This window comes from Paraburkholderia sp. GAS333 (genome assembly GCF_050435665.1).
Taxonomy (GTDB): Bacteria; Pseudomonadota; Gammaproteobacteria; order Burkholderiales; family Burkholderiaceae; genus Paraburkholderia; species Paraburkholderia fungorum_A.
In genome coordinates this window covers 894370-918268 of record NZ_JBNDKS010000001.1, presented here as the reverse complement: position 1 = coordinate 918268, position 23899 = coordinate 894370, and the positions used below count along the sequence as shown (strand labels likewise).

At 62.6% G+C, this 23899-nt stretch carries 23 protein-coding genes and 1 riboswitch; of the genes, 12 read left to right on the top strand and 11 right to left on the bottom strand.

Annotated elements, in window-relative coordinates:
• Positions 1 to 9: 9 nt before the first annotated feature.
• Positions 10 to 495: a DUF2569 domain-containing protein gene (locus ABH945_RS04210; protein WP_429249812.1), complete on the bottom strand. Its 486-nt coding sequence runs from the start codon at positions 493 to 495 to the stop codon at positions 10 to 12.
• A 324-nt stretch (positions 496 to 819) separates the two neighbouring features.
• Between ABH945_RS04210 and ABH945_RS04205 the strand changes: the two genes are divergently transcribed.
• Positions 820 to 2022, top strand: coding sequence for an MFS transporter (locus ABH945_RS04205; protein WP_429249811.1), 1203 nt, complete (start codon positions 820 to 822; stop codon positions 2020 to 2022).
• A 150-nt stretch (positions 2023 to 2172) separates the two neighbouring features.
• On the opposite strand, the gene ABH945_RS04200 is transcribed toward ABH945_RS04205, so the two are convergent.
• The 5 genes from ABH945_RS04200 to ABH945_RS04180 form a co-directional block, all read right to left on the bottom strand.
• Positions 2173 to 2601, bottom strand: a complete 429-nt coding sequence (locus tag ABH945_RS04200; protein WP_074766474.1) for a response regulator — start codon at positions 2599 to 2601, stop codon at positions 2173 to 2175.
• Positions 2602 to 2621: 20 nt separating this feature from the next.
• Positions 2622 to 3254, bottom strand: coding sequence for a response regulator (locus ABH945_RS04195; RefSeq protein WP_074764543.1), 633 nt, complete (start codon positions 3252 to 3254; stop codon positions 2622 to 2624).
• A gap of 166 nt (positions 3255 to 3420) precedes the next feature.
• Positions 3421 to 3966, bottom strand: coding sequence for a ferritin-like domain-containing protein (locus ABH945_RS04190; RefSeq protein WP_074764545.1), 546 nt, complete (start codon positions 3964 to 3966; stop codon positions 3421 to 3423).
• A gap of 97 nt (positions 3967 to 4063) precedes the next feature.
• Positions 4064 to 4225 (bottom strand): DUF1328 domain-containing protein, encoded by a 162-nt coding sequence (locus tag ABH945_RS04185; protein ID WP_006052455.1) that lies wholly within the window; start codon positions 4223 to 4225, stop codon positions 4064 to 4066.
• 95 nt (positions 4226 to 4320) lie between these two features.
• Positions 4321 to 4497 carry a DUF1328 domain-containing protein gene (locus ABH945_RS04180; protein ID WP_074764547.1) on the bottom strand — a complete coding sequence of 59 codons (177 nt, stop codon included), beginning with the start codon at positions 4495 to 4497 and terminating at the stop codon, positions 4321 to 4323.
• A 227-nt stretch (positions 4498 to 4724) separates the two neighbouring features.
• Here ABH945_RS04180 and ABH945_RS04175 point away from each other — a divergent pair, with 227 nt between their 5' ends.
• Both ABH945_RS04175 and ABH945_RS04170 read left to right on the top strand, forming a co-directional pair.
• A complete protein-coding gene (locus ABH945_RS04175) occupies positions 4725 to 6194 on the top strand; it encodes a sensor histidine kinase (protein WP_429249810.1) in 1470 nt (489 codons plus the stop codon).
• Between the two features lie 244 nt (positions 6195 to 6438).
• The gene (locus tag ABH945_RS04170; protein ID WP_074764551.1) at positions 6439 to 6573 is read left to right on the top strand and encodes an entericidin A/B family lipoprotein; all 135 of its coding nucleotides are present in this window, start codon (positions 6439 to 6441) and stop codon (positions 6571 to 6573) included.
• A gap of 225 nt (positions 6574 to 6798) precedes the next feature.
• On the opposite strand, the gene ABH945_RS04165 is transcribed toward ABH945_RS04170, so the two are convergent.
• The gene (locus ABH945_RS04165; RefSeq protein ID WP_429249809.1) at positions 6799 to 7593 is read right to left on the bottom strand and encodes a DUF4397 domain-containing protein; all 795 of its coding nucleotides are present in this window, start codon (positions 7591 to 7593) and stop codon (positions 6799 to 6801) included.
• Between the two features lie 328 nt (positions 7594 to 7921).
• Here ABH945_RS04165 and ABH945_RS04160 point away from each other — a divergent pair, with 328 nt between their 5' ends.
• Entirely contained in the window at positions 7922 to 9955 is a 2034-nt protein-coding gene (locus ABH945_RS04160) for an FAD-dependent oxidoreductase (RefSeq protein WP_429249808.1), read from the top strand.
• A gap of 82 nt (positions 9956 to 10037) precedes the next feature.
• On the opposite strand, the gene ABH945_RS04155 is transcribed toward ABH945_RS04160, so the two are convergent.
• A complete protein-coding gene (locus ABH945_RS04155; RefSeq protein ID WP_429249807.1) occupies positions 10038 to 10967 on the bottom strand; it encodes an EamA family transporter in 930 nt (309 codons plus the stop codon).
• A 551-nt stretch (positions 10968 to 11518) separates the two neighbouring features.
• Complete coding sequence (locus tag ABH945_RS04150) at positions 11519 to 11710, bottom strand: hypothetical protein (RefSeq protein WP_429249806.1); 192 nt, start codon at positions 11708 to 11710, stop codon at positions 11519 to 11521.
• 490 nt (positions 11711 to 12200) lie between these two features.
• Here ABH945_RS04150 and ABH945_RS04145 point away from each other — a divergent pair, with 490 nt between their 5' ends.
• The 6 genes from ABH945_RS04145 (at position 12201) to ABH945_RS04120 (ending at position 19380) form a co-directional block, all read left to right on the top strand.
• The gene (locus ABH945_RS04145) at positions 12201 to 12611 is read left to right on the top strand and encodes a GreA/GreB family elongation factor (protein ID WP_171910222.1); all 411 of its coding nucleotides are present in this window, start codon (positions 12201 to 12203) and stop codon (positions 12609 to 12611) included.
• 254 nt (positions 12612 to 12865) lie between these two features.
• Positions 12866 to 12984: riboswitch (TPP riboswitch) on the top strand.
• A 138-nt stretch (positions 12985 to 13122) separates the two neighbouring features.
• Positions 13123 to 15054 carry a phosphomethylpyrimidine synthase ThiC gene (thiC, locus tag ABH945_RS04140; protein WP_074764565.1) on the top strand — a complete coding sequence of 644 codons (1932 nt, stop codon included), beginning with the start codon at positions 13123 to 13125 and terminating at the stop codon, positions 15052 to 15054.
• A gap of 278 nt (positions 15055 to 15332) precedes the next feature.
• Positions 15333 to 15545, top strand: coding sequence for a glycine zipper 2TM domain-containing protein (locus ABH945_RS04135; protein ID WP_074764567.1), 213 nt, complete (start codon positions 15333 to 15335; stop codon positions 15543 to 15545).
• Between the two features lie 174 nt (positions 15546 to 15719).
• Entirely contained in the window at positions 15720 to 16214 is a 495-nt protein-coding gene (locus ABH945_RS04130) for a hypothetical protein (RefSeq protein ID WP_429249805.1), read from the top strand.
• Positions 16215 to 16526: 312 nt separating this feature from the next.
• The gene (locus tag ABH945_RS04125) at positions 16527 to 18125 is read left to right on the top strand and encodes an L-lactate permease (protein WP_429250365.1); all 1599 of its coding nucleotides are present in this window, start codon (positions 16527 to 16529) and stop codon (positions 18123 to 18125) included.
• Between the two features lie 328 nt (positions 18126 to 18453).
• A complete protein-coding gene (locus ABH945_RS04120; protein ID WP_429249804.1) occupies positions 18454 to 19380 on the top strand; it encodes a DMT family transporter in 927 nt (308 codons plus the stop codon).
• Between the two features lie 570 nt (positions 19381 to 19950).
• Here the strand turns inward: ABH945_RS04120 and ABH945_RS04115 are convergent.
• Together ABH945_RS04115 and bamC are read right to left on the bottom strand one after the other, a co-directional pair.
• Positions 19951 to 20118, bottom strand: coding sequence for a hypothetical protein (locus tag ABH945_RS04115; RefSeq protein WP_171910223.1), 168 nt, complete (start codon positions 20116 to 20118; stop codon positions 19951 to 19953).
• 187 nt (positions 20119 to 20305) lie between these two features.
• Positions 20306 to 21535: an outer membrane protein assembly factor BamC gene (gene bamC, locus ABH945_RS04110; protein ID WP_074764575.1), complete on the bottom strand. Its 1230-nt coding sequence runs from the start codon at positions 21533 to 21535 to the stop codon at positions 20306 to 20308.
• Positions 21536 to 21982: 447 nt separating this feature from the next.
• Between bamC and ABH945_RS04105 the strand changes: the two genes are divergently transcribed.
• Both ABH945_RS04105 and ABH945_RS04100 read left to right on the top strand, forming a co-directional pair.
• Positions 21983 to 22495, top strand: coding sequence for a DUF2844 domain-containing protein (locus ABH945_RS04105; protein ID WP_074764577.1), 513 nt, complete (start codon positions 21983 to 21985; stop codon positions 22493 to 22495).
• 28 nt (positions 22496 to 22523) lie between these two features.
• Entirely contained in the window at positions 22524 to 23849 is a 1326-nt protein-coding gene (locus tag ABH945_RS04100) for a DUF3443 domain-containing protein (RefSeq protein WP_429249803.1), read from the top strand.
• Positions 23850 to 23899: the final 50 nt, after the last annotated feature.

Here is a 23899-nt window from a genome sequence, read left to right as displayed (position 1 = left end):
ACGCAAAACTCACGCGTCGATGAACGTCTGCTGCACGCGCCGGGACCATCTGAAATACGGTATCCCGAGCGCAGCGGCGACAGCGGCCTGAGCAAGACCGTCTAGCGGCACGGCGATGTCGATACCGATAGCGCCCGTCATATAGGCGCCCACCAGAAACGCGCCGGTACGCATCAGCAGAATCATCAGAAGCCAGGCCTGCACCTGGGTCCTGAAACGCGCCGACTTGCGCGATACCAGCAGCGCCAGCCAACCCGCTCCGGCAACAACAAACACGCTGACGATCACGTCGAGGCCGACCATGGTTAATACCGTGCGATACCAGCCATGCGTCTCATGACGGATGAACACCGCCAGCAACTCCCATTCGAGCATCAGCTTCAGCGGTTCCCGTACCACAAACGCGGTGAATAGCGCCCATGCGGCGAGACAGATCAGGACGAACAGCAGGCCGCCGCCGATTGGGCGGGACTCGCGTTGAGGGGTCGATATCATGTTATTCGCTGGCGCGATCGCTGCTGATGGGGCGCCGATTCTACGAACTAAATCCAGAAGACCATCTCAATTTGACAGCGGCGCGTTCGGTCGATGGACAGGCGAACCAGGCGGGCTCCATGCAGGCGGCAGAAGCGTTGAGGGATCCGTTATTGCTGGCATCGACCTCCCAGCAGCAGTGACAGCGATAAGCACTCCCGGCACACATCCCGCCATTCCCGCGAATTGCGCCCCCGTAGCGGCCGTCAGCAGGAACCGCCCCGCTCCGGTATGATCGGCACGCTCGAGACCGCGCATGGGCCGGTCCGCCGATCCTCCTCTCTCATGGCCACTCCCGACGCTTCCTCCCCCGCTTCCGCCGACCGGTCGTTGCGCGGCCTGCTGTTTCTGCTCGCCACCATCGCCGGTGTGTCGGTCGCGAACATCTATTACAACCAGCCGCTGCTGGATAACTTCCGCTCGTCGTTTCCCGCCAGTGCGTCGTGGGTGGGTGCGGTGCCGGCCGTCACGCAACTCGGCTACGCGGCCGGCATGCTGCTGCTCGCACCACTCGGCGACCGCTTCGACCGGCGTCGTCTGATCCTGCTGCAGATTGTCGGCATGTGCGTCGCGCTGATCGTCGCGGCCACCGCGCCGACGCTGTTCGTGCTGATCGCCGCGAGTCTAGCGATCGGCGTGCTCGCCACCATCGCGCAACAGGCGGTGCCGTTCGCGGCCGAACTCGCGCCGCCTTCCGAGCGCGGCCACGCGGTCGGCACGGTGATGAGCGGTCTGCTGCTGGGCATTCTGCTGGCGCGGACCGCATCGGGCGTAATCGCACAATATCTCGGCTGGCGCGCGGTGTTCGGCGCGTCGGTGGTGGCGCTGCTCGCGCTGGCCGTCGTCATCATCCTGCGTCTGCCGAAAAGCCAGCCGACTTCGACGCTGCCGTACGGCAAGCTGATGGTGTCGATGTGGCATCTGATCGTCGAGCATCGCGCACTGCGTGAAGCGTCGCTGACGGGCGCGGCGATGTTCGCCGCGTTCAGCATCTTCTGGTCGGTGCTTGCGCTGCTGCTCGCCGGTGCGCCATTTCATCTCGGGCCGCAGGCGGCGGGGCTGTTCGGTATCGTCGGCGCGGCGGGTGCAATGGCCGCGCCGCTCGCCGGCAAGTTCTCCGACAAGCGCGGACCGCGCGCGATCATCACGCTGTCGATCGCGCTGGTGGCTATTTCGTTCGTCGTGTTTGGTGCGTCGTCAAAGAGTATCGCGGGCCTGGTGGTCGGCGTGATCATTCTCGACATCGGCGTACAGGCCGCGCAGATTTCGAATCAGTCGCGCATTTACGCACTCAAGCCCGATGCGCGCAGCCGCGTGAATACGGTGTACATGGTCGCGTATTTCATCGGCGGAGCGCTTGGCTCGGGCGTCGGCGCCGTGGTCTGGCCGATGTTCGGCTGGCTGGGCGTGAGTGCAGCGGGCGTGGTGTTCGCGGGGCTTGCCGCGTGGAATCATTTACGGCTTCCGGCACGGATTGCCGCGCAATAAAGCCGTTGGGTATGAATGTGGTTTGTTGTCGGGCGCGTGGCGAGGATGGGCAAGGCACTAGTAACGGCCCGCTCGCTGCGGCCTCGACAGACCATCCGGCTCCGTCACGTCACTGATGGTCGACCCGAACGGCGAACGCCCACGCGCCGCTCAATGCCCGCTTCTCGCCGACGCATACTCATGCAGCGCGTCAAGCACGCGGTCGAATTCGAACGACTTGTCGTAGAAGTGGCGCACGCCATATTGTTCGCAGCGTTCCCGATATGCGGGCAATGCATGGTTGGTCAGCACCGCCGCGAACACCGAGTCGATCAGCCCTTCTCGCTGCAAATAAGCCAGCACCGGCACGCCCGACCCCTGCTTCAACTGCAGATCGACGATCACTGCGTCGAACGCTTCGTCGTTCAGCAGCGCGATGGCCTGATCGGCGGAATCCGCGTAAGCGGCCACCCGCAGCAAGCCGGAGGAATCGATTGCTTCCACCAGGCTGCGGCGGATCAGCGGCGAATCCTCGATCAGCAACACGCGCAACGGTGCGCGGCCGGCTCGCTCGTCAACGGTGTTCGGTTCGCTGTTCATCAGGATTTCTCGATCGTCCATTATTCGATCAAGCCGTTCTTGATCGCGTAATAAGTCAGATCGGCATTGTTCGCCAACCGCATCTTTTCGAGCACGCGTGCGCGGTACGTGCTCACCGTTTTCACGGACAAATGCAATTCCTCCGCGATATCAGTGGGAATCTGCCCCGCCGCGAGTTTGCAAAAAATCTGGAACTCGCGCTCGGACAGCGCTTCATGCGGCCGCCCCGCTGCGGGCTTGTCGAGATTGTCAGCGAGCGTGTCGGCAACCGCCTCCGACAGATAACGGTGACCGCGCGCCACCGAGCGAATTGCCCGCACGATTTCGTCGGGCTCGCAGTCCTTGTTCAGATAACCATTCGCGCCCGCGCGCAGCAGGTTGATCGCGTACTGGCTCTCGGGATAGCCCGACAGAATCAGCACGCCCTGCTCGGGACGCACCTGCTTGATCACGCGCAACGTGTCGATGCCGTTCTTGTCCGGCATCGCAATGTCGAGCAGTACTACGTCGAACGCCTGCTCGCGCACGAGGCTGATGACCTGGTCGCCGGTCGCGGCTTCGGCAGCGACGCACATATCCGGTTCGTCGGCGACGAACTGTTTAAACCCGCCCCGGACGATCGCATGGTCGTCGGCTATTAACACTCGAATCATCGGCTTGGTGTCCGTGCAATGGAATCGGAAGCGCTCCAGAGCAGACATTGTAATGACCTCCGGCAGGTTTTTAACCGGAGAGTCCCGAACCGGGCGACGCCTGCCCACGCGGACCCATCAACCTGCAGACCCGCCCGCGCCCGCCGCGCCGCCCGAATTGCCGTTCTCACTCGCGACCTTCGAGCAGGTCCGCCATGTCGTCGGCATGTTCTTCTTCGACTGCGAGAATTTCTTCGAACAGACGGCGCGTGGTCACGTCCTTCTCGCCGATATAGCGAATGATCTCGCGGTACGTGTCGATCGCAATGCGCTCGGCGATCAGGTTTTCCTTGATCATGTCCGTCAGATTCTCGCCTTCCTGATACTCGGAATGCGAACGCGCCACCAGGCTGTCAGGCGCGAAATCGGGCTCGCCGCCGAGTTGCACGATGCGTTCGGCGATGCTGTCCGCGTGGCCCTGCTCTTCGTTCGCGTGCTCCAGAAACTCCGCGGCCACGGCTTCCGAATTGATGCCCTTTGCCATGAAGTGATGGCGCTTGTAACGCAATACGCAGACAATTTCCGTCGCCAGCGAATCGTTGAGCAACTTCAGCACCGTCTCGCGATCGGCACCGTAGCTCGGCGTGACCGGGCCGTCCGACATATGCTTGCGGGCGTCTTCGCGAATCTTTTTAAGGTCCATCACGAACGGATCTTTGGTTTGAGCCGACATTGAACTTCTCCTTTAACCGGTATGGGGGAACTGCGCATCCCGCACGAATCGCGCCTGATGCGCCGGTAGAGGGATTGGCACGATTACGTTCGCGCCGTTATGTTCGGAACACGCCGAGCAGCAACGTGACGACGAACACGACCAGGAAAATGTAGAACAGGATCTTCGCAATTTCTGCCGCCCCCGCCGCAATGCCGGTAAAACCGAACACGGCGGCAATGATGGCGATCACGAAAAAGACGATGGCGTAGTGAAGCATGGCGACTCTCCCTGCTTGAGTGATTGACCGGGTACCTGCCTGTCGTTATTACCCTGAATGAATATCAGGAGAACACGCATCCGCACGGGCCGGCGCTAATCGACGATTTTCTTCGTCACCACGAATCCGAGCACGAGGAACACCACGCACAGAATCACGAACACGACGAACAGGAATTTCGCGATTGCCGCTGCGCCGGCGGCTATGCCGGTAAAGCCGAGAAGGCCGGCAATCACCGCCACGACGGCGAATATCAACGCCCACTTCAACATGATGGCTTCCTCCGAAACGATGGTTTAACGATCAGACACATCGTATCGATCGACAACGCCGCGCGCATTCCGACGCACGCCGGTTTTCGTGTGAGAATCCGCTGACATTGGATTACGGTGACGTTACGCCGGGTCGTAGAGCACGGCGATCGCCCCGCTCGTTCCATGACGCGAACCTGCATCGAAGCCGCGGACGTTACACTGGTGCCCCACTTCAGGAGCCGAATGTGCCGAATGTTCAGAACGTGTCGACCACGCCGAATCCCGGGGCCGCAGCGCGTCTGAGCGACTGGATGCGCAACCGGAGCTGGGCGATCGCGATGACGGTGGCGATCGTCATCACCGTGGGCGGTCTCGTGATTCTCGAAACCGCGCGCGAGCGCATCGCCGCCGAATACGAAACCGCGCTCGGCGCGCGCGACGTCACCGTGCAACTGAGCACGCTCGCGAGCTTGCTATCGCGTCTGAGCGCCCAGCAGAACCATTTTCTTCTGACAAAGGAAGAGGCCTCGGCGAACGACTTCTGCGCGACCGTCGCGCGAATCCGCCAGGGCAAGCAGCAGTTGAACCAGTTCTACCGCAGCGGCAACGCAGACAGCGCCGAACTCGCGAGCTTCACGCAGATTTTCGCGCTGATCGAAGGGCGCATCGGCGCGGGCGCGGCCGCAATACAACGCGCGTCGCCGCATCCGCTCGATCTCGGCGCGTGCGGCAGCACCCGCGAAGTGAATGCCGCCGATGCATCGCTGATCGACAGCACGCTCACGCTGCTGCGCGACAACGAGGAGCGCCGCGCGCAACACGCGCTCGCCGCGAGCCGCGCCGATCAGCGCATTTCCACGCTGGCGGCGGCAGGGTTGTCGGCGCTGAACATCGTGCTGTTCATTCTGCTGTTCCGCAACCTGGGCATTCAGATCGACCGGCAGGCGCGCGTGCAGCGTCAATTGATCACGCAGCAGGAAGAACTCGACCAGCTCGTCAACGAGCGCACGCGTCAGCTCGAAGCGCTCGGCTGGCACCTGCAGGCGGTCAGCGAAAACGAGAAGACGCAGCTAGCGCGCGAACTGCACGACGAACTCGGTGCGATTCTCACCGCCAGCAAAATGGACGTGGCCTGGGCCAATCGCAAACTGAAAGACACTGAGCCCGACATCTCCGACAAACTGAAACGCGCGCTCGCCAATCTCGACCAGGGCATCGCGCTGAAGCGGCGCATCATCGAAGACATGCGGCCTACCGTGCTGGCGAATTTCGGCCTGGTCACCGCGCTGCGCACACTCGCCGACGAAGCCGCGCAACGCAACAGCTGGACGCTCGAACTGCACCTCCCCGCCGACGACATCAAGCTCGACGAACAGACGGAGATCGCGCTGTTCCGCGTCGCGCAGGAGTCGCTGACGAATGCGGCCAAGTATGCGCGGGCATCGAAGGTGTCGATCGCGCTGCAGGTCGGCGACGGCCAGGTGGCGCTGCATATCGCCGATAACGGCGTCGGTATCATGCCCGCCGATCTGAAGCGCACGCACACGCACGGGCTGCTGGGCATGCGTCAGCGGGTCGCCGCGCATGGCGGGCGGTTCGATATCCGGCGCGGCGTGCCGAACGGCACCGACATCGACGTGGTCATGCCGAGCGTGAGCACTGCCACGCCGTCGATCGATCTGCCGCCCGCTACGCCGTCGCGAACGCCGGTGTAGAGGCGCGTCGCGGCTCGCTCGCGACGCGCGGAAAAAACCCTTGTAGGAGTGCGCCGACGCAAACACCGGCATGCGCCTACACGAAAATCGCAGCGCAGCCGACAGCGCCGCCTCCGCCCTTTTTTTAACATGCAGTCAGACCGGTCGACTGTGTACAGGCTCAAGGCCCCGGTCGGACGATAGCTAGCGCGTGCCGTAAAACACGGACACGTCAACCGATGCACTCTCGACAAGGAGAACTTTCATGACTCGACTGATCGCTTTGCTTCTCATTGCAGGGACGGCCATGCTTGCCGGTTGCAATACGATGGCCGGCGCCGGCCAGGATATTTCGAAGGGCGGCGACGCGCTGACGAACTCGGCGGACAAGGCCAAGTAAGTTCGCGATGGCAGCGCGCAGATTGGCGTGCTGCCATGTAGGAGAAAACGAAAAACCCGTCGCGGGAAACCGCGACGGGTTTTTTCATGGGGGTTTTATCGATTGGGCTTGGGCTCACACCTGATTGCGAACAGAACAAAACCAGAAACAAAACGGCGACCCACTCACGTGGATCGCCGCTCCGTCCTCCCCAGGACTTACCGCTTTTTGCGCAAACTCGCGGACTTAAACGCCCGTCAACGTATTCGTCAACTCGATGCTCGGCGTGCTCGTATTGCCGTTCTGCACGACCAGCAGATGGATCTGGCCCGGCAGAAGCTGCGACAACGTACCGGCGATCGGCACCGACGTCACGATCCAGTCGGCGTTATTGCCGAGCGCGAACGAAGCCGACTGGAAGATCGGCGTCTTGCTGCCGGCCGCGGTCGCGATCAGCACGTACTGGCCGCCGGTTACGTAGAGCGAGTCCGCGCCGCTTGCCGGCACGGCGTTATTGAACGCGAGACCGGCCATGGTCGGCGATACGTTGGTGATGTCGGTCGCGTTCGCCTGGACCAGGTACAGGTCGAGGTTGGTCGCATTCGCCGACGCGTTGAAGCCGCGTACGCGCGCGCTGTTGGACAGCAGCCCCTTGTCGAACGGATCGTCGATCAGGCCGATACCCGAGCCGGTCAGGCTCGGCAAGCCGATCACCGTGTATTCATGACCGTTCGCGGCATCCGGGAAATTACCGCTGGCAAGCGCAGTCGTCGTGCCGGTGAGCGCATAGCCCACGTTGGTGTTACCCGACTTGATATTGGTGAGATTCGTCACGCCCTTGTAGCTGACGTTGGTTTGTCCCGAAGGCGCACTGCCGTTCACGAGAAAGTCGACTGCCGGGCTGCTCGGAACGGCGTTGACGAAGTGGATCTCCGGATCGGTCAGCCCCAGTTCCTTGGCCGCGTCGTCGCTGCCGCCACCGCACGCGCTCAGAACAGATGCAACCGCCGCTACAGCCGCCATGGTTCGGATCATTTTCATTGTGTTCACCTATATCGATACTGGGCTCTCAACCCAATTGGTTTTTGTGAGCGTTCTGCTTCGGACAGCGGTTTCAAGCGCTCTCCCAAGCAGACACTCCCTCCTATCCCTGCCGCACATTGCGCCGGTTTTCTCGACTGACGCTGTCCGTGTCGATGGACGCTCGCTATGAGCAATGCGTGTGCCGCAGGCGTTCGATATGGCTGACGACGGCTGATGAATGTCTTACGGAGTAAAGAATTGCGAGGTTTAGAATTTTTCCTCGGCGGATTGGCACAGGTGCGCGGTGTATTGTTCGTGCGCACCCAATAATTACACGGCTCCCTGCATGTCTTACCAACACTTACTCGCCGAACTCGACCTGGGGTTCACCCGTCTGCGCAATCGCGTCGTGATGGGTTCGATGCATACCGGCATGGAAGACCGCTTCTGGAATTACCCGAAGCTGGCCGCGTATTTCCGCGAGCGCGCGAAAGGCGGCGTCGGTCTGATCGTCACGGGCGGGATTTCGCCGAACCGACAGGGATGGCTGCTGCCGTTCGGCGGCACGCTGAACTCCGTGTTCGATCTGCGCAATCACCGGTTGCTGACTGAGGCTGTGCATGCCGAAGGCGGCAAGATCGCCTTGCAGATCCTGCACGCGGGCCGCTATGGCTATCAGCCGTTCGTCGTATCGGCTTCGGCGCTCAAGTCGCCGATCTCGAAGTTCAAGCCGCGCGCGCTGAGCATCGGCGGCATTGCGAAGACCGTGCGCGACTATGCGCGCTGCGCGCGGCTCGCTCAACGCGCGGGTTATGACGGCGTCGAGATCATGGGCAGCGAGGGTTATCTGCTCAACCAGTTCCTGTGTCCGCGCACCAATCGCCGCGACGATCAATACGGCGGCAGCATCGAGAACCGCATGCGGCTCGCGCGCGAGATCGTCGAACAGGTTCGCGCGACGTGCGGCGAGCGCTTTATCGTCGTATACCGCATTTCGTTGATCGATCTCGTTGAAGGCGGCAACACCTGGGAAGAAACCGTGCAGGTCGCGCAGGCGCTCGAAGCGGCCGGCGTCACGATCTTCAATACGGGAATCGGCTGGCACGAAGCGCGTGTGCCGACCATCGTGACCTCCGTGCCGCGCGCCGCCTTTGCTGAACTGAGCGCGCGTCTGAAGGCGGCGGTCAGGGTGCCGGTGATCGTGTCGAACCGGATCAATACGCCGGAAGTCGCCGAAGAACTTCTTGCGCAACGCGCGGGCGATCTGGTTTCGATGGCGAGACCGCTGCTCGCCGATCCCGATTTCGTCGTGAAAGCCGCTGAGGGGCGCGCGCAGGAAATCAACACCTGTATCGCGTGCAATCAGGCTTGCCTCGATCATACGTTCAAGAATCAGCGCGCAAGTTGCCTCGTGAATCCGCGCGCGGGACGTGAGACCGAACTGGTCTACCGCCCTGTTTCCGGCGCGCAGGCGGTGCGCTCAATCGCGGTGGTCGGCGCGGGACCGGCGGGCCTGTCTGCGGCGACAGTCGCGGCGTCGCGCGGGCATCGCGTGACCTTGTTCGATGCGGGGGCGGAGATCGGCGGACAGTTCAATCTGGCGATGCGCGTGCCGGGCAAGGAAGAGTTCAGCGAGACGATCCGCTATTTTCAGAGCCAGTTGCAGCGTCACCGGGTCGACGTGCGGCTCAATACGCGCGTCGATCCGGCGTTGCTCGCGGCGGGCGGCTACGACGACGTGATCGTCGCGACCGGCATCGTGCCGCGACGGCCGTCGATTGCGGGCATCGACGGGCCGAATGTGCTGTCTTACGTCGACGTGCTGCGTGGTGCGCCGGTCGGCAAACGCGTGGCGGTGATCGGCGCGGGCGGTATCGGCTTCGACGTGAGCGAGTTTCTGCTGCATCGCGCCGATGAACCGCTGCCTACGCCGCGCGATGCGTGGCTCGACGAATGGGGTGTCGATCTGACGGTACGCGAACGCGGCGGGCTGAAGCCGCCGGTTGCTGCACATCCTGCCCGCGAAATCTGGCTGTTGCAGCGCAAGGCGGGCAAGCTCGGCATGGGGCTTGGGAAAACGTCGGGCTGGGTGCATCGCGCGACGCTCGCGAAAAACGGCGTGAAGATGCTGGCCGGCGTGTCGTATCTGGAGATCGGCGCGCGCGGTCTGAAAATCGCGCGTGACGGAGCCGAGGAATGGCTCGAAGTCGATTCGATCGTCGTATGCGCGGGACAGGAGTCGCTGCGGTATCTGCATCCGGGCGACGCGGCTAGCGCTGCCGGTCCGCGTTTTCATCTGATTGGCGGAGCGAAGGTTGCGACCGAACTGGATGCGAAACGCGCGATTCGCGAAGGCGCGGAGGTGGCTGCGTCGCTGTGAAGGGAACGGGCCGCGCTCACGGGGTGAACCGTAAGCGCGGCTTGGTGGGTTGGGCTCGGTGGATTAGGCTCGGCGGTTCAACTCAGGCCAGCCCCTTCTTCCGGTAATCGAACCAGAACGACAAACCGACGCTCGCCAGAATCACGACAGTCGCGATGACCGTCGAATGCGTAACCGGCTCCCCCAGCAGCAGCGCGCCGAGCGCGACGGCGACCACCGGGTTCACATACATGCAGCTGCTGGCAATGATCGGACTCGTATGGCGGATCAGGAACCCATACGCGACATACGCGGCCATCGTCCCGATCAGCATCAGGTAGAGAAACGCCAGCAAGGGCAGGAAGTGCATCTCGAGCATCCGTTCGCCCGACACCCACGCGACCAGCGTCGACATCGCGCCGCCCAGGCCGATCTGCAAGGCAGTCGACAGAAACAGGTCCGAAGGCAGCTTCAAACGCCCCGCCAGATGCGCGCCGCCCGCCCAGAACAGCGCGCCGCACAGAATCGCGAGACTGCCACCCGCCGAGCCGGGCGCGCTGTCGCCGTGGCTGAGAATCGCGATACCCAGCAGCCCCAGCCCGACAGCGAACCACTCGCCCCGCCCGATCTTGCGGCCCGCGACCGCTGCGATCACCGTGGCGAACAGCGGCACGGTCGCGACCATCACCGCCGCGGTGCCGGTGCCGACAGTGCGCATCCCGTAGGCCAGCATGCCGCTCGACAACCCCACCAGCATCGTGCCGACGATCCCGGCATTGCGGACCTCGGCGGCAGTCGGCCAGACCGGCTTGCGGCGCGCGGCGAACACGAACAGCCCGATGCCGGCAAACAGGTTGCGCAGCCCGGACATCAACAGCGGCGGGAACGAGCCGAGCGCGACATGCACGGCGAGATACGTCGAGCCCCAGACGAGATAAACGACGGCGAGAGCCAGCGCGATCTGACCGTTACGCGATTGCGGCAAACGGATCGGGAAACCACGCGAAAAACGGTTTGGGAATTGCAGCGACATGGTTCAACCCGCCCATGCCGCTCGAGGTGCTGCGCCCCCGCTGAAAACCCTGTGGCGGGATGGCGGATACCGCATCGGTGATGCGGTCTGACGGGCGAGGCTGGCGGACATGTCGGTGGAACGGAAAGACGATAGATGGCCAATGGGGCCACAACGCCGCGGCAAACGGGAGAATCCGGGCCTCGGCGAACACGCGCCTAAAGGTTGGCGCGCACGGCATTATGCAGTAAGCGCCCACCGCGTCGAGCGAAAGAATCGTAACTTTTTTGCGTGGTTACAACAGGGAATTTGGGGCGCGTGTTGCGGCGTTTTTTCGGGATGCCGGCGCGGGTTTGCTTTAGTTATCCCGATTGCATTTAAACGGCGGCGGATGGCCACCGGTTGTATTCAGGGCCGTGAAAGCGCAGGCAGCATTTTCCGCCTGACCGGCTTTCGTCAGCAGCGCTTGAGTATGAAATTGCAGACGTCGATGCACCGCCGTTCGCACGCGCCTGCGTCAATCGCAATCCTGACGATTAGCCGGCCGCACGGCCGGCTAGCTGCTCGCCCATTCAGTCATAACTCATGACGACAATCACCGGCGTAGCCGAACCAGCCCGTTTCGGCGATAACGACAGCACCCCACCGTCGCGGCCAACCCGGTAGTGCCCGTCGTGCGCAGCGCCTACCCAGCGCCCGGCGTCGACGAAACGCGCCGCCACGGCATCACGCGACGTCCCGGCGCCGACAACCTGCAGCGCCACTCAGCGCCCCCTCTCGCGATGCTGGATGACGGCCTCTCCCAAACCTGCTTTAACGGCATCGCCACAACGAGCTTGAATTGCCGCGCGATCCGGGGCTGGGCATCAAAGCGGGGATAAACCGAGATCCGTTCGCCGCCATGCCGAATAAAGATACAAACGCCCCGTGCTAACATTCACCTTTCGATCGCGCTGCCTTATTCGTTGTCCGCGCGTGCCTCACCCTCCTCTATTCGACATTCCGGCTATCACGATGCGCTTTCCGACTTCCCGTGTGTTCACCCGCTTGCGCCTGCGCCGCGCAACCGGTTGCGCGCGCGCGGATCTCGCACCGCGTCGCGCCGGCAAGCCGTCCCGAACGCTCCCGCTTCACGCCGCCCGGCGCCCGATCTAACGCTGTTCGCTCCATCACCCGAGCCGCGTTTGTCAGGCTCCGGGCCGATCTCATCCGCACGCAGTTCCCTTATATGCAGATCGAATTGGAGTATCCATCGTGAAAAAGACGAAAACCTGTTACCTCACCGAACTCGACGTCGCCCGTTTGGAGAAGCATGCGGCCGCGCCCGGTGCCGACGCCCGTCTGCAGGACATGCTTGACGACGTGCTCGAACGCGCCGTGATCGTCGACGCGCGCGAGATTCCGGCCAACGTCATCACGATGAATTCGCAAGCCACGCTGATCGACGAAACCAGCGGCGAGCAGATGACGTGGACCGTGGTCTATCCGCCCAATGCGGACTTTGGGCAAGGTCGGCTGAACGTGTTCTCACCGGTCGGCCTGGCGCTGCTCGGCGCGAAGCGCGGCGAACGCATCCGCTTTACGCCACCGAGCGGCACGGAGAAGGTGCTGAAGCTCGACAAGATCCTCTACCAGCCCGAAGCCGCCGACGACTTTTCGTTGTGATTTTTTGCTGTTTTTCGCTGCAATTCGTAGCGCATAAGACACGAAATAACCCATGACGACACATGGATTCGCTCGCAAAAATCGTCGTGAATCCGCTCTCAAAGACGCGGGCCTGCGGCATTGAAAACACCGCCCCGCGCGTCGTTCCGCCCGCTTTGAAACCGGCATAAAAGCTCGCCCGGGCTTTGCCTGACAACTCGCTGACTTCTCCTGCACAGGTTGCCAAGCCCCCGGCAGCCGGTGTATCGTGTGCGCTGCTAACGCGGGGGTCCTGCGTCGCACGGAGGTTGGAAGTCCGTGCCGCGCGGGTGAGAAATACCCTTTGAACCTGATCTGGATAATGCCAGCGCAGGGAAGCGTACGGATTTCGCACCCAAGCCTTATTGCCTCATTTCCTCGCGATTTCCGACAACTTCCGTCTCGTCTCCTGCTTAGCCGCCCCACATTGCATTTGCAAGCGGCCAGAGTGAGACGTCAAAGCGTCAACTCCGGCCGACACACGGAGATACGCATGAACGCCAACCCGAAGTTTCTTTCCGCCGACGCCCACGTCGATGAAGCCGCCGTCGCGCCGCTGCCCAATTCCCGCAAGATCTACGTGACCGGTTCGCGTGCGGACATTCGCGTGCCGATGCGCGAAATTTCGCAAGCCGACACGCCGGACAGCTTCGGTGGTGAAAAGAATCCGCCGGTTTATGTCTACGATACGTCGGGTCCGTACTCGGATCCGGACGCGAAGATCGACATTCGCGCAGGTTTGCCCGCGCTGCGTCAGGCGTGGATCGAAGAACGCGGCGACACCGAAGCGCTGACGGGTCTGTCGAGCGATTTCAGCCGCGAACGCGCCGCCGACACCGCCACCGCCGACCTGCGTTTCCAGGGCCTGCACCGCACGCCGCGCCGCGCGATCGCCGGCAAGAACGTGTCGCAGATGCACTACGCGCGTAAAGGCATCATCACGCCGGAAATGGAATACATCGCGATTCGTGAGAACCAGCGCCGCGCGGAGTATCTCGAGACGCTGAAGACGAGCGGCCCGAACGGCGAAAAGCTCGCCGCGATGATGGGTCGTCAGCATCCAGGCCAGGCGTTCGGCGCGAGCGCATTCGGCCCGAACGGCCTCACCGCGATCACGCCGGAATTCGTGCGCGAAGAAATCGCACGCGGCCGCGCGATCATCCCGAACAACATCAACCACCCGGAAAGCGAACCGATGATCATCGGCCGCAATTTCCTCGTGAAGGTCAACGCGAACATCGGCAACTCGGCGGTGACGTCGTCGATCGGCGAAGAAGTCGACAAGATGACGTGGGCGATCCGCTGGGGCGGCGACACGGTGATGGATCTGTCCACCGGCAAGCATATTCATGAAACGCGCGAGTGGATCATCCGCAATTCGCCAGTGCCGATCGGCACGGTGCCGATCTATCAGGCGCTCGAAAAGGTCAACGGCAAAGCCGAAGATCTGACGTGGGAAATCTTCCGCGACACGCTGATCGAACAGGCCGAGCAAGGCGTCGACTACTTCACGATTCACGCGGGCGTGCGTCTGCAATACGTGCCGCTCACCGCGAAGCGGATGACCGGCATCGTGTCGCGCGGCGGCTCGATCATGGCGAAGTGGTGCCTCGCGCATCACAAGGAAAGCTTCCTGTACGAGCATTTCGAAGACATCTGCGAAATCATGAAGGCGTATGACGTGGCCTTCTCGCTCGGCGACGGCCTGCGTCCCGGTTCGATCTACGACGCGAACGACGAAGCGCAGCTCGGCGAATTGAAGACGCTCGGCGAACTCACACAGATCGCGTGGAAGCACGACGTGCAGACGATGATCGAAGGCCCGGGCCACGTGCCGATGCAGTTGATCAAGGAGAACATGGACCTGCAACTGGAATGGTGCGACGAAGCGCCGTTCTACACGCTGGGACCGTTGACGACCGACATCGCGCCCGGTTACGACCACATCACGTCGGGCATCGGCGCGGCGATGATCGGCTGGTTCGGCACGGCGATGCTCTGCTACGTCACGCCGAAGGAACACCTGGGCTTGCCGAACAAGGACGACGTGAAGACCGGCATCATCACGTACAAGCTCGCCGCGCACGCCGCCGATCTCGCAAAGGGTCACCCCGGCGCGCAGGTGCGTGACAACGCGTTGAGCAAGGCGCGCTTCGAATTCCGTTGGGAAGACCAGTTCAATCTCGGCCTCGACCCGGACAAGGCTCGCGAATTCCACGACGAAACGCTGCCGAAGGACTCGGCGAAGGTCGCGCATTTCTGCTCGATGTGCGGCCCGCATTTCTGCTCGATGAAGATCACGCAGGACGTGCGCGAGTTCGCGGCGCAACAAGGCGTGACCGACGACGAAGCGCTGAAGAAAGGCATGGAAGTGAAGTCGATCGAGTTCATGAAGAAAGGCGCTGAGATCTATCAGCGGCAGTAAGGTAGGGATCGCGGGCCGGCTATCTTTTTTACGCCAGCCGGCCCGCCAGATCACTGCGTTGCAGCATCGAAGCCCGCCTCCGGCGGGCTTTTCCGTTTGTGGCGGGGCGGGCACGTCGCATGCTTGAACAGGGGAAACATTTGATTACGAAACCGTCAGTCCGCTGACAAGCGCACACATCCGGATACGGACTGCGCCGCTAAGATCAAATGCATAGGGGACATGGTTATCTGTCCATTTCGACGACTGCTTCCAACGACATAAATGGAGTCAACATCATGAAATCGATTCGAACCCTCGGCACGCTTGCGGCTCTCGTTGCGCTCGTTGGGAGCCTCTCGGCATGTGACGGTATGAGCCGTCAGGGCCGCGACACGGCAATCGGCGCAGGTCTGGGTGGCGCAGCGGGCGCGGCGCTCGGCGGTAGCGCGCTGTCGACGGTGGGCGGTGCGGCGGCGGGCGGCATCATCGGTAATCAGGTGGGTAAGTAAGCGGGCTTTGGTGATGCGGTGACTGCTGCCTCGACCTCGGCCGCGCGCTTCAGTTCGCGTTTTGCAATGACGCGAAATACGCAGTTACGCTTTTGCAATCGTGTTCGCGTAGCGGGAGCGTAAGCTCGGAAAACGACGCCCCGGTACCGGCGTCGATTTAACCAGGAGCGCGTCATGAAGTCCCGCGTCATCAACACGGATCGCGCGATGAGCCTTTGGCCATCGCGCGGTCTTTCACGTTGCTTTTCAGATTTTCCGCGAGCAAGGCGTGCAGGTCTTGCCGTCGGCGCCGCCATTTGCGCGATGACGCTGTCGGGTTGTTATTACCCGTATGGATACTATCCATCCGGCTATTACGCACCGGCCTATGCCACGCCACCTGCTCTCCCCCCGCAGCAAGCCGCCGATCAGGCCGATTCGGCGGACACGCAGCAGCAGGTCCAGGCTCAGGCACAAGTTCAGCCAGTCCAGCAGGTCCCGCCGCCAACGTACGCCGTCGCCGCGCCGCCGCCCGTTTATGTGGCGCCGGCTTATCCCGCGTATTATCCGCCGCCGGTGTATCCGGCCTATTACGGATACGGCTATGGCTACCCCGGCTACTACGGACCGTCGGTTTCGATCGGTATCGGCGGATATTGGGGTGGTGGCTGGGGACATCATTGGCATTGAATTTTTACGGCGTTTAACGGCTCGCGTTACGTCACATCACGCCGCATCACGTCACATCACGCCACGCGGATCTACTTCACCCAGGATGCAGATCCGCGACGGCAGCCGCTCCGCCCCCCTCCGGTAGTTTCCCTTCTTGACGCGCCCGACCAGCGCTCTATGCTTCGAAAGTCACACACAGTATCTGCTTAAAAACGACGAGATTCCCCGTGCGCGTCGAGGATGCTCATCCACACTGCCATCGCGACGCGCCCTGCCCAGCGTAGCTCCGCGTCGATTCGGATAACAACGAACAACAACGAAGGAGACATGATGTTTCACCAACTACTCACTCCTGTCGGCAACTCGCTATTGCCGTCGTTTCTCGTCGCTGCCCTTCCCATCTTCGTCGTGCTGCTTCTGCTCGGCTGGGCCCGCAGACCGGCCTGGCAGGCGTCGCTCGCCGGATTGATCGTCGGCCTGGTGGTCGCCGTTTTCGTGTGGCAGTTTCCGGTCGGGCTCGCGATCAACTCGGTATTCGCGGGTGCGGTGTTCGCGTGCTGGCCGGTCATGTGGATCGTGTTCACAGCGATCCTGCTCTACAACATCGCTCAGCGCTCGGGGCGCTTCGCGGCCTTCCGCATGTGGATGATCGACAATCTGCCGAACGACCGGCGCGTCGTGCTGGTCGTGATCGGCTTCTCGTTCGGCGCGCTGCTCGAAGGGATTTCCGGTTTCGGCACGCCGGTCGCGATCACCAGTTCGCTGCTGATCCTGCTTGGCTTTCCCACACTCGAAGCACTCACGTTCACGCTGATCTTCAACACCGCGCCAGTCGCCTTCGGCGCGCTCGGCGTGCCGATTACCGTGCTCGGCGCGGTCACGCATCTGCCGTCCGATCAGCTCGCCAAAATGGTCGGCCGTCAGTTGCCGTTCTTCGCGTTCCTGCTGCCGTTCTACGTGATCGGCGTGTACGCGGGATTTCGCAACATGCTGCGCGTGTGGCCGGTGCTGCTGGTGTCGGGTGCGAGCTTCGCGCTGACCCAGTTCGTCGCGTCGAATTATGTGAACTACAGCCTGACCGACGTGCTGTCGTCGATGGTGTCGCTGATCCTGACCATCGCGTTCCTGCGCGTCTGGAAACCCGCGGCCGATCCGAAGTTCGCGATCAACATCGACCGTGTGGGTGAAGTGCGCGGGAAGATCGGCGGAGCGCAGGGCTGGTATCCGTGGATCATCGTGTCGGTCGTCGTGATCATCTGGACGGTGGCGAAGGTGTTCACGATCGGCGATATCAAGGTGCCGTGGCCCGGCCTCGACAAAGCGGTGTTCATCACGCTGTACAACACGCCGTACGGCGCGATCTGGGACTTCCAGCCGCTTGCCACGGGTACCGCAATCCTGGTCGCGGCGCTCATCACGACAGCCGTAGTCGGCCTGAGCGCGGGTGAATTCGTCAAGGCCATCGGCGATACGTGGGTACAGACGCGGATCGCCATTCTCACGGTGGCGACGATCGTCGGCCTCGCCTATCTGATGAACTACTCGGGACTCACCTACACGCTGGGGCTCGGCGTGGCGTCGGTCGGACCGTTTTTTCCGCTGGTGTCGGCGTTCCTCGGCTGGGTCGCGGTGTTCCTGTCCGGCAGCGATACGTCGGGCAATGCGCTGTTCGGCAATCTGCAGGTGGTCGCGGCCAATCAGCTCAATCTCAATCCTGTACTGATGGCGGCCACCAATTCGTCGGGCGGCGTGATGGGCAAAATGATCTCGCCGCAGAACATCTCGACCGGCGTGGCGACCACCGAACTCAAGGGCAAGGAAGGCGTCGTGTTCGCGAAAACCTTCAAGCACTCGATTCTGTTGACGGTGCTGCTCGGCGTGCTGGTCTGGCTGCAGCAGAATTATCTGCAATGGATGATTCCACATTGACCGTGGGCGGTGCGTGCGGCGGGTTCGGCCCTCTCTGAAAGGCCCCCGCTACGTACGCACTGCTGCAAAATAACTCACGATTTTCCAGGTACGCGCCCTCGGGGAGTGGGCGCAACACCTCTGCGCAGTGCATCTGATCGTAATTTTTCTCACATCAGCGTGAGAATTGCTCGCTTTGCAACCGAACCGCTGCAGCCTACGATCACGATTAGCCAACGTCCCCTCATCTCCCGAAACTTGCCGTTTCATTCCAGACTGAAACGTTTCGCGTAGTCGCGCTGTTACGATGCGCGGGCGTCTCGACTCAACCGTGCGCGGCGCCACCTCAATGAAACCTGCCAATCTCGTCCAACTGTTGATTCTCGCTGCCCTGTGGGGCGCGTCGTTCCTGTTTATCCGCGTCGGCGTGACCGACTTCGGCGTCGCCCCGCTGATGGCGCTGCGAGTCGGCATCGGCGCACTCTTTCTGCTGATCGTGCTGGTCGCGCGACGCCCGCTCAGGCAATCGGCGACGATCCTGCGCACGCACGCGTTCCCGCTGCTGGTGGTCGGCATTCTGAATTCGGCGGCGCCATTCTGCCTGTTCGCGTATGCCGAGTTGACGCTATCGGCGGGCGTTACGTCCGTGATCAACGCGACCACGCCGTTGTGGGGCGGACTGGTCGCCTTTCTCTGGCTGCGTGACCGGTTGAGCGCAATGCGTACGCTCGGTCTGGTGATCGGTTTCCTCGGCGTACTGATGCTGGTCTGGGACCAGATCGCCGCGCCAAACGGCTCCGCCACCACGCCGACGACCACCGCGCTCGCTGCCGCCGCCGCGCTCGGCGCGACGCTGCTGTACGGCATCGCCGCCAACTACACCAAGCGCTATCTGACCGGCGTCGATGCGTTGACCGTCGCCGCCGGCACGATGACCGGCGCAACGATCGTGCTGCTGCCGCTCGCGGTGATTTTCTGGCCGTCCGCGCCGGTGTCGCTGCATGCGTGGGGCGCGGTGATCGCGCTCGGCGTCGCCTGCACGGGCGTTGCGTACATGCTGTTCTTCCACCTGATCGCGGTAATCGGACCGGCGCGCGCGATCACTGTGACCTTCGTGATTCCGATCTTCGGGATTCTGTGGGGCGCGCTGTTCCTCGGCGAAGGCGTGTCGCCCGGCATGCTGCTCGGCTGCGGCGTGATTCTGGTCGGCACCGCGCTCGCTACCGGCGTAGTCAAACGTCTGCCGGGGATCGGCACGCGCCACGCCGATACCTGAACCGCCAAGCTTTTCCGCGCGACGCCTCCCCGGCGTCGCCGCCTTCAGTCCCCTGAAGTTTCATCGATCTTCGTGGTTTCCGTGGCCGCTTCTGGTGACCGCATCAGGTGACCGCCCCCACTCCCCAGTCGCAAATTCCCGCCACAAAAAAAATAGCCCGCACTCCAATCGGAGTGCGGGCGAAACCGTCGCCCTACGAGGATAGGCGACGGGGCCACCGGGGCCGCGCGCAACGCGCGCAGGCCAACATCGGGTACGGCACCGGCTGGTCGGCCGCTGCCAGAAATGCCTGGGAACCGTTTGAGCGCGGATTCGCTGCAAACTCAGGTCGGCTGATTCAATCCGGCCCCATGAATCTTTAAAAGCAGCTTGTGTGCCAGTTTCGAAAAATTCTCAGGATATTTTATTAACCCATTGATTTTTATGAGAATTTATCTTTAAGGCAGAGAACGAAACGAGGGGAATTGAGGCGCTTAGGAAGGTTTTGAAAGTTACGTCACAGGGGTAACGTCACGTTACGTACGCCGCACAGAGCGGCCGTACGTAACGACGATTCACGCGAATCGCATATCAAACACGACGAGCCGGCCACTTCGCGCGCGAGTGAGCGCCGTGGACATCCCGTGCCAGCAATCTCGCCGGCTTCCGCGATTCGCGCGGATTCAATGCTGCGCCGCACACGAGCGCGAGGACAAGGAGGCTCGCCGCCCACATCCAGTAAGGGATCACGTCGAACATGGCCAACTCCGCTGGTTCAGGTTAGTAACGCTCAGCCGGTGTCAAGCAAAACACGTGCGCGTTTCGTGCGGCCATAAAAAAACCGTCCGGGAATATATCCCGGACGGTTTTTCGTGACTGCGATTCTGGCTGACGGAGCCTCGTCACCAACGCAAAAACGCCGAAGCCTCGCTGCCAGTGGCCTCGATCAGTGAAGCTGATCGACCATCAGACTCATGATCTGCTTGGCCTGCGAGCTTTCGTCGATCGCACCCTTGTCGTCGACCACTGCGACACGCGTCTGGTCAGGCGTCACCGCGCGCACATTCACGCGATATTGCTTGGCAACTTTTTCCTTCTTGCCGTGGAAAACCTGGTTCCAGAAGCCCTGTTCCGCCGACGACAGATCCTTCGGATCGACGTAACGGACGAAATAGAGGCCACGGCTCAGATCGCGGTCGTCGACCGTGAAATTGCTGCGGTCGAGCGCGAGGCCCACACGCAACCATGCGCGATCGTACGGCTCGCCGAGCGTGACTTCGGTCGACGTCACCTGCGCCGGCTGATTACCCGCGTCCAGATCCGGAATGGGTTGCTGTGCCGACAGCGACACGTTGCGCGCCGCGTTAGCCGCTGCCGCCGAGTTGGCACCCGCCGCCGCGTTCGGCGCGACCTGCGCACCGGCCGGCGACAGAACGGCGTTCTGCGTATCGCCCGACGCGCGCGAATCGGCTTGCGACAGCGCCACCATCAGGCGCTTCAGGTATTCCTGCTCGAGGCCCGGATCATTCGGCTTCGGTTCCCACTTGCTCGAATCGTTGTTCGTGCCGGTGAGCGCTTCGCGCATACCTTTCTGGCTGACGAACACGTAAGTGCCGCCGTTCGGCGCCGCTTCGAGGCGCGTGCGGTACTTGTTGCGCTCCGACGTGACGTAGCTCGTGCCCATCGCCTTGGACAGCGTGTTGCGGAGCAGGCCGTCATTGATCTGCGCGTGCGACTCGTTCCAGTCCGTTTCCATCACGCCCTTGTCGCGCTGGTCGACCACCAGCAGGAAGCCTTGCTCCTGCCAGAAACGGCGAATCTGCGCCCACGCCTGTTCCGGCGATTTATTGTCGATGACGAGCCAGCTTTCCGTGCCGTCACGCTGGATGTGCATGTTGCTGACCTGCGGGACCACCGTCAGCGTGTTGCTGCCGGCCGGCGCCTGCGCCTGAACCTGCTTGAGCGCGGACAGCGAGGTTTCGCCGCCTTGCGGGGGCAACGAACGCTGATCGGACGTCTCGTCGATCATGTTCGGCGGAACGGCAAGCGACACCTGCTTGGATTTGGAGTCGCTCTTGTAGTCGATTTTGGTCGGCGACGAAGTACCGCAGCCGGCGACCAGCCCGCCCGCCATCAGCATTACTGCGAACCGCTTGGTAAGACGAAGATCAGTCATGTTCGGGGAATCCTTCCGCTACGTACGCCACGGCAAGTTTCCGTGGATCAACCCAACATTTTACCGATCCCGGCGGGTCATGTGCAAAAACCGGGGTTTGTCGGCGAAATGAGTCGCGTCGGGGACGGCCGGGACGCGCTGTGGCGCGGCATCCGGCACGGTATCGGCGGATTCCTTCCACGCCATTTTCCGACGACGAACACCCCCTGCTTATTGCTCCACGAGCCCCTCCCCGATCCGCGGATTTAACATTTCCAGACATTTCCCAAATAGCTGTAGGACTAGTAAGAAAATTCAGCGTAAGCGTTGTTTTAAAACGGACTTCCCGATTCCGCCGCAGGTCGTTTTTGAGATCGGCATACCCCCGGAGAGGCGCACCAGGTAACGATCTGGACGCCTCGCTGCTATCTTGAATTCACCCTTTCAACCACTGTGAGCGGCCTCATCATGAAATCCATCGACCTTCCCAGATTCTCCCTTTCGACCGCTTTCGCCGCGACCTTCATCGCACTTGCCACGCTGACTGCCAGTCGCCCTGCGCGTGCGGAACTGGACGGCGCGATGCCGGCCCAGACCACCCGAACTGTTCAGGCGACTACAGCGTCCCAGCCCTCCGCCTCCATGGTGCAACCGACCCTGATGAACGGCGCGATCCGCCTGCGCACGCTGACCGACGCCGGCGGCACGACCCTCAACGAGTACGCGACGAGCACGGGCCGGATCGTCGCCTACACATGGGAAGGGCCGACCATGCCGGATCTGCGCGCACTGCTGGGCGGCTACAACGCGTCCTATCTCGCGGGCGCGGCGGCAGCGCCGGCGGACAGCAACCTGCATTCGTCGAGGGTCGTCCGTTCCGACGTGATCGTGGAATCCGGTGGCCCGATGCGCGGTTATGTGGGCCGGGCGTGGCTGCCTGCGGCCTTGCCGCCCGGCGTCGCCATCGACGATCTCCAGTAACCCGCTGTGCCACCTGGACACCATTGCCATGACAGACCATCAAGCAACCCATTCCGCAGCCCAGCTGCACACCCTGCTCCTCGTCTGCGCGATCCTCGCCGGTTGCGGCGGCGGAGGGGGCGGAGACGGCACGGTCGCAAGCGCTTCTCCGAACACATCGGCGTCTTCCACGACACCCGCGAGCGGTGCGGGCACGTCCGTCACTTCAGGCCTATCCGGCACGGCAGGCGCGCCGCCGGCCAGTTCGTCCCCGAGCGTGCCGCAATCGACCATAGCCAATATCCAGCCGATCTCGGTGACCACAGCCCCCGGCCTGACCCGCAACATGCTGACGACGAGCGTCACCGTCTGCCAGTCCGGCACCAGCAACTGCGCGACGATCGACGATATTCAGGTCGACACCGGCTCGAACGGTCTGCGGATTCTGGCCTCGGCGCTGCCGGCGAGTCTCGCGCTCCCCGCCATCAGTTCGGGCAGCGGCGTCACCGGCGAGTGCGCCGTGTTCGGCGGCGGCTATGCGTGGGGAGCCGTGCGCAGCGCGGACGTGCGCATGGCAGGCCAGGTCGCCGCATCGCTGCCGATTCATGTGATCTCCGATCCCACAGTGCCCACCGTTCCCACCGTTCCCGCCGATTGCGCGAGTGCCGGGCCGGCCATGCTGCAGCTGTCAACCCTGCGCGCCAACGGCATTCTCGGCATCGGCCTGTTCGCGACCGACTGCGGCAGCGGTTGCGCAGCGACCGCGCTGCCGCGCTGGTACTACAGGTGCGACGCGAGCGGCGCCTGCACCGCCAGCACGCAGTCGCTGGCGCAGCAGGTCACCAATCCGGTCGGCCGCTTCCCGCTCGATAACAACGGCGTCGTGATCGACCTGCCGGCCATCGCCGACGCGGGCGCCGCCAGCGTGACCGGATCGCTGACTTTCGGCATCGACACCCAGGCGAACAACACGCTGGGCGCCGCCAGCGTCATCAGGACGAATGCCTCGAACGGCTACATCACCACGAACGCGGCGGGCTACACGAACACCTATAGCTACATCGACAGCGGCTCGAACGGCATCTTCTTCCGCAACAGCCAACTGCCGCAATGTGGCTACTGGTACTGCCCCGCCTCTGCGCAGGCGACGACCGCCACGATTTCCGGCAGGGACGGCGCGTCGAGCACCCTTTCGTTCTCGATCGCCAACGCAAGCTCACTGTTCGCGTCGTCGAATAACGCGTTCAGCAACCTCGCCGGGGTTGCCAGCAGAAGCTTCGGCTGGGGCTTACCCTTCTTCTTCGGACGACGCGTCTACACCGCCATCGCCGGGCGCGAAACATCGGCCGGACAGGGACCCTACTACGCGTTCTAGCCGCGCCATCGCCTTCCACGCGGAAAATTCGCAAATTCGTCGAAGCGGAA

Bases quoted from the DNA above. Each gene is read 5' to 3' on its own strand.
- ABH945_RS04210 (WP_429249812.1), bottom strand. From the start codon at position 495: ATGATATCGACCCCTCAACGCGAGTCCCGCCCAATCGGCGGCGGCCTG.
- ABH945_RS04205 (WP_429249811.1), top strand. From the start codon at position 820: ATGGCCACTCCCGACGCTTCCTCCCCCGCTTCCGCCGACCGGTCGTTG.
- ABH945_RS04200 (WP_074766474.1), bottom strand. From the start codon at position 2,601: ATGAACAGCGAACCGAACACCGTTGACGAGCGAGCCGGCCGCGCACCG.
- ABH945_RS04195 (WP_074764543.1), bottom strand. From the start codon at position 3,254: ATGATTCGAGTGTTAATAGCCGACGACCATGCGATCGTCCGGGGCGGG.
- ABH945_RS04190 (WP_074764545.1), bottom strand. From the start codon at position 3,966: ATGTCGGCTCAAACCAAAGATCCGTTCGTGATGGACCTTAAAAAGATT.
- ABH945_RS04185 (WP_006052455.1), bottom strand. From the start codon at position 4,225: ATGCTTCACTACGCCATCGTCTTTTTCGTGATCGCCATCATTGCCGCC.
- ABH945_RS04180 (WP_074764547.1), bottom strand. From the start codon at position 4,497: ATGTTGAAGTGGGCGTTGATATTCGCCGTCGTGGCGGTGATTGCCGGC.
- ABH945_RS04170 (WP_074764551.1), top strand. From the start codon at position 6,439: ATGACTCGACTGATCGCTTTGCTTCTCATTGCAGGGACGGCCATGCTT.
- ABH945_RS04165 (WP_429249809.1), bottom strand. From the start codon at position 7,593: ATGAAAATGATCCGAACCATGGCGGCTGTAGCGGCGGTTGCATCTGTT.
- ABH945_RS04160 (WP_429249808.1), top strand. From the start codon at position 7,922: ATGTCTTACCAACACTTACTCGCCGAACTCGACCTGGGGTTCACCCGT.
- ABH945_RS04155 (WP_429249807.1), bottom strand. From the start codon at position 10,967: ATGTCGCTGCAATTCCCAAACCGTTTTTCGCGTGGTTTCCCGATCCGT.
- thiC (WP_074764565.1), top strand. From the start codon at position 13,123: ATGAACGCCAACCCGAAGTTTCTTTCCGCCGACGCCCACGTCGATGAA.
- ABH945_RS04135 (WP_074764567.1), top strand. From the start codon at position 15,333: ATGAAATCGATTCGAACCCTCGGCACGCTTGCGGCTCTCGTTGCGCTC.
- ABH945_RS04130 (WP_429249805.1), top strand. From the start codon at position 15,720: ATGAAGTCCCGCGTCATCAACACGGATCGCGCGATGAGCCTTTGGCCA.
- ABH945_RS04125 (WP_429250365.1), top strand. From the start codon at position 16,527: ATGTTTCACCAACTACTCACTCCTGTCGGCAACTCGCTATTGCCGTCG.
- ABH945_RS04120 (WP_429249804.1), top strand. From the start codon at position 18,454: ATGAAACCTGCCAATCTCGTCCAACTGTTGATTCTCGCTGCCCTGTGG.
- ABH945_RS04115 (WP_171910223.1), bottom strand. From the start codon at position 20,118: ATGTTCGACGTGATCCCTTACTGGATGTGGGCGGCGAGCCTCCTTGTC.
- bamC (WP_074764575.1), bottom strand. From the start codon at position 21,535: ATGACTGATCTTCGTCTTACCAAGCGGTTCGCAGTAATGCTGATGGCG.
- ABH945_RS04105 (WP_074764577.1), top strand. From the start codon at position 21,983: ATGAAATCCATCGACCTTCCCAGATTCTCCCTTTCGACCGCTTTCGCC.
- ABH945_RS04100 (WP_429249803.1), top strand. From the start codon at position 22,524: ATGACAGACCATCAAGCAACCCATTCCGCAGCCCAGCTGCACACCCTG.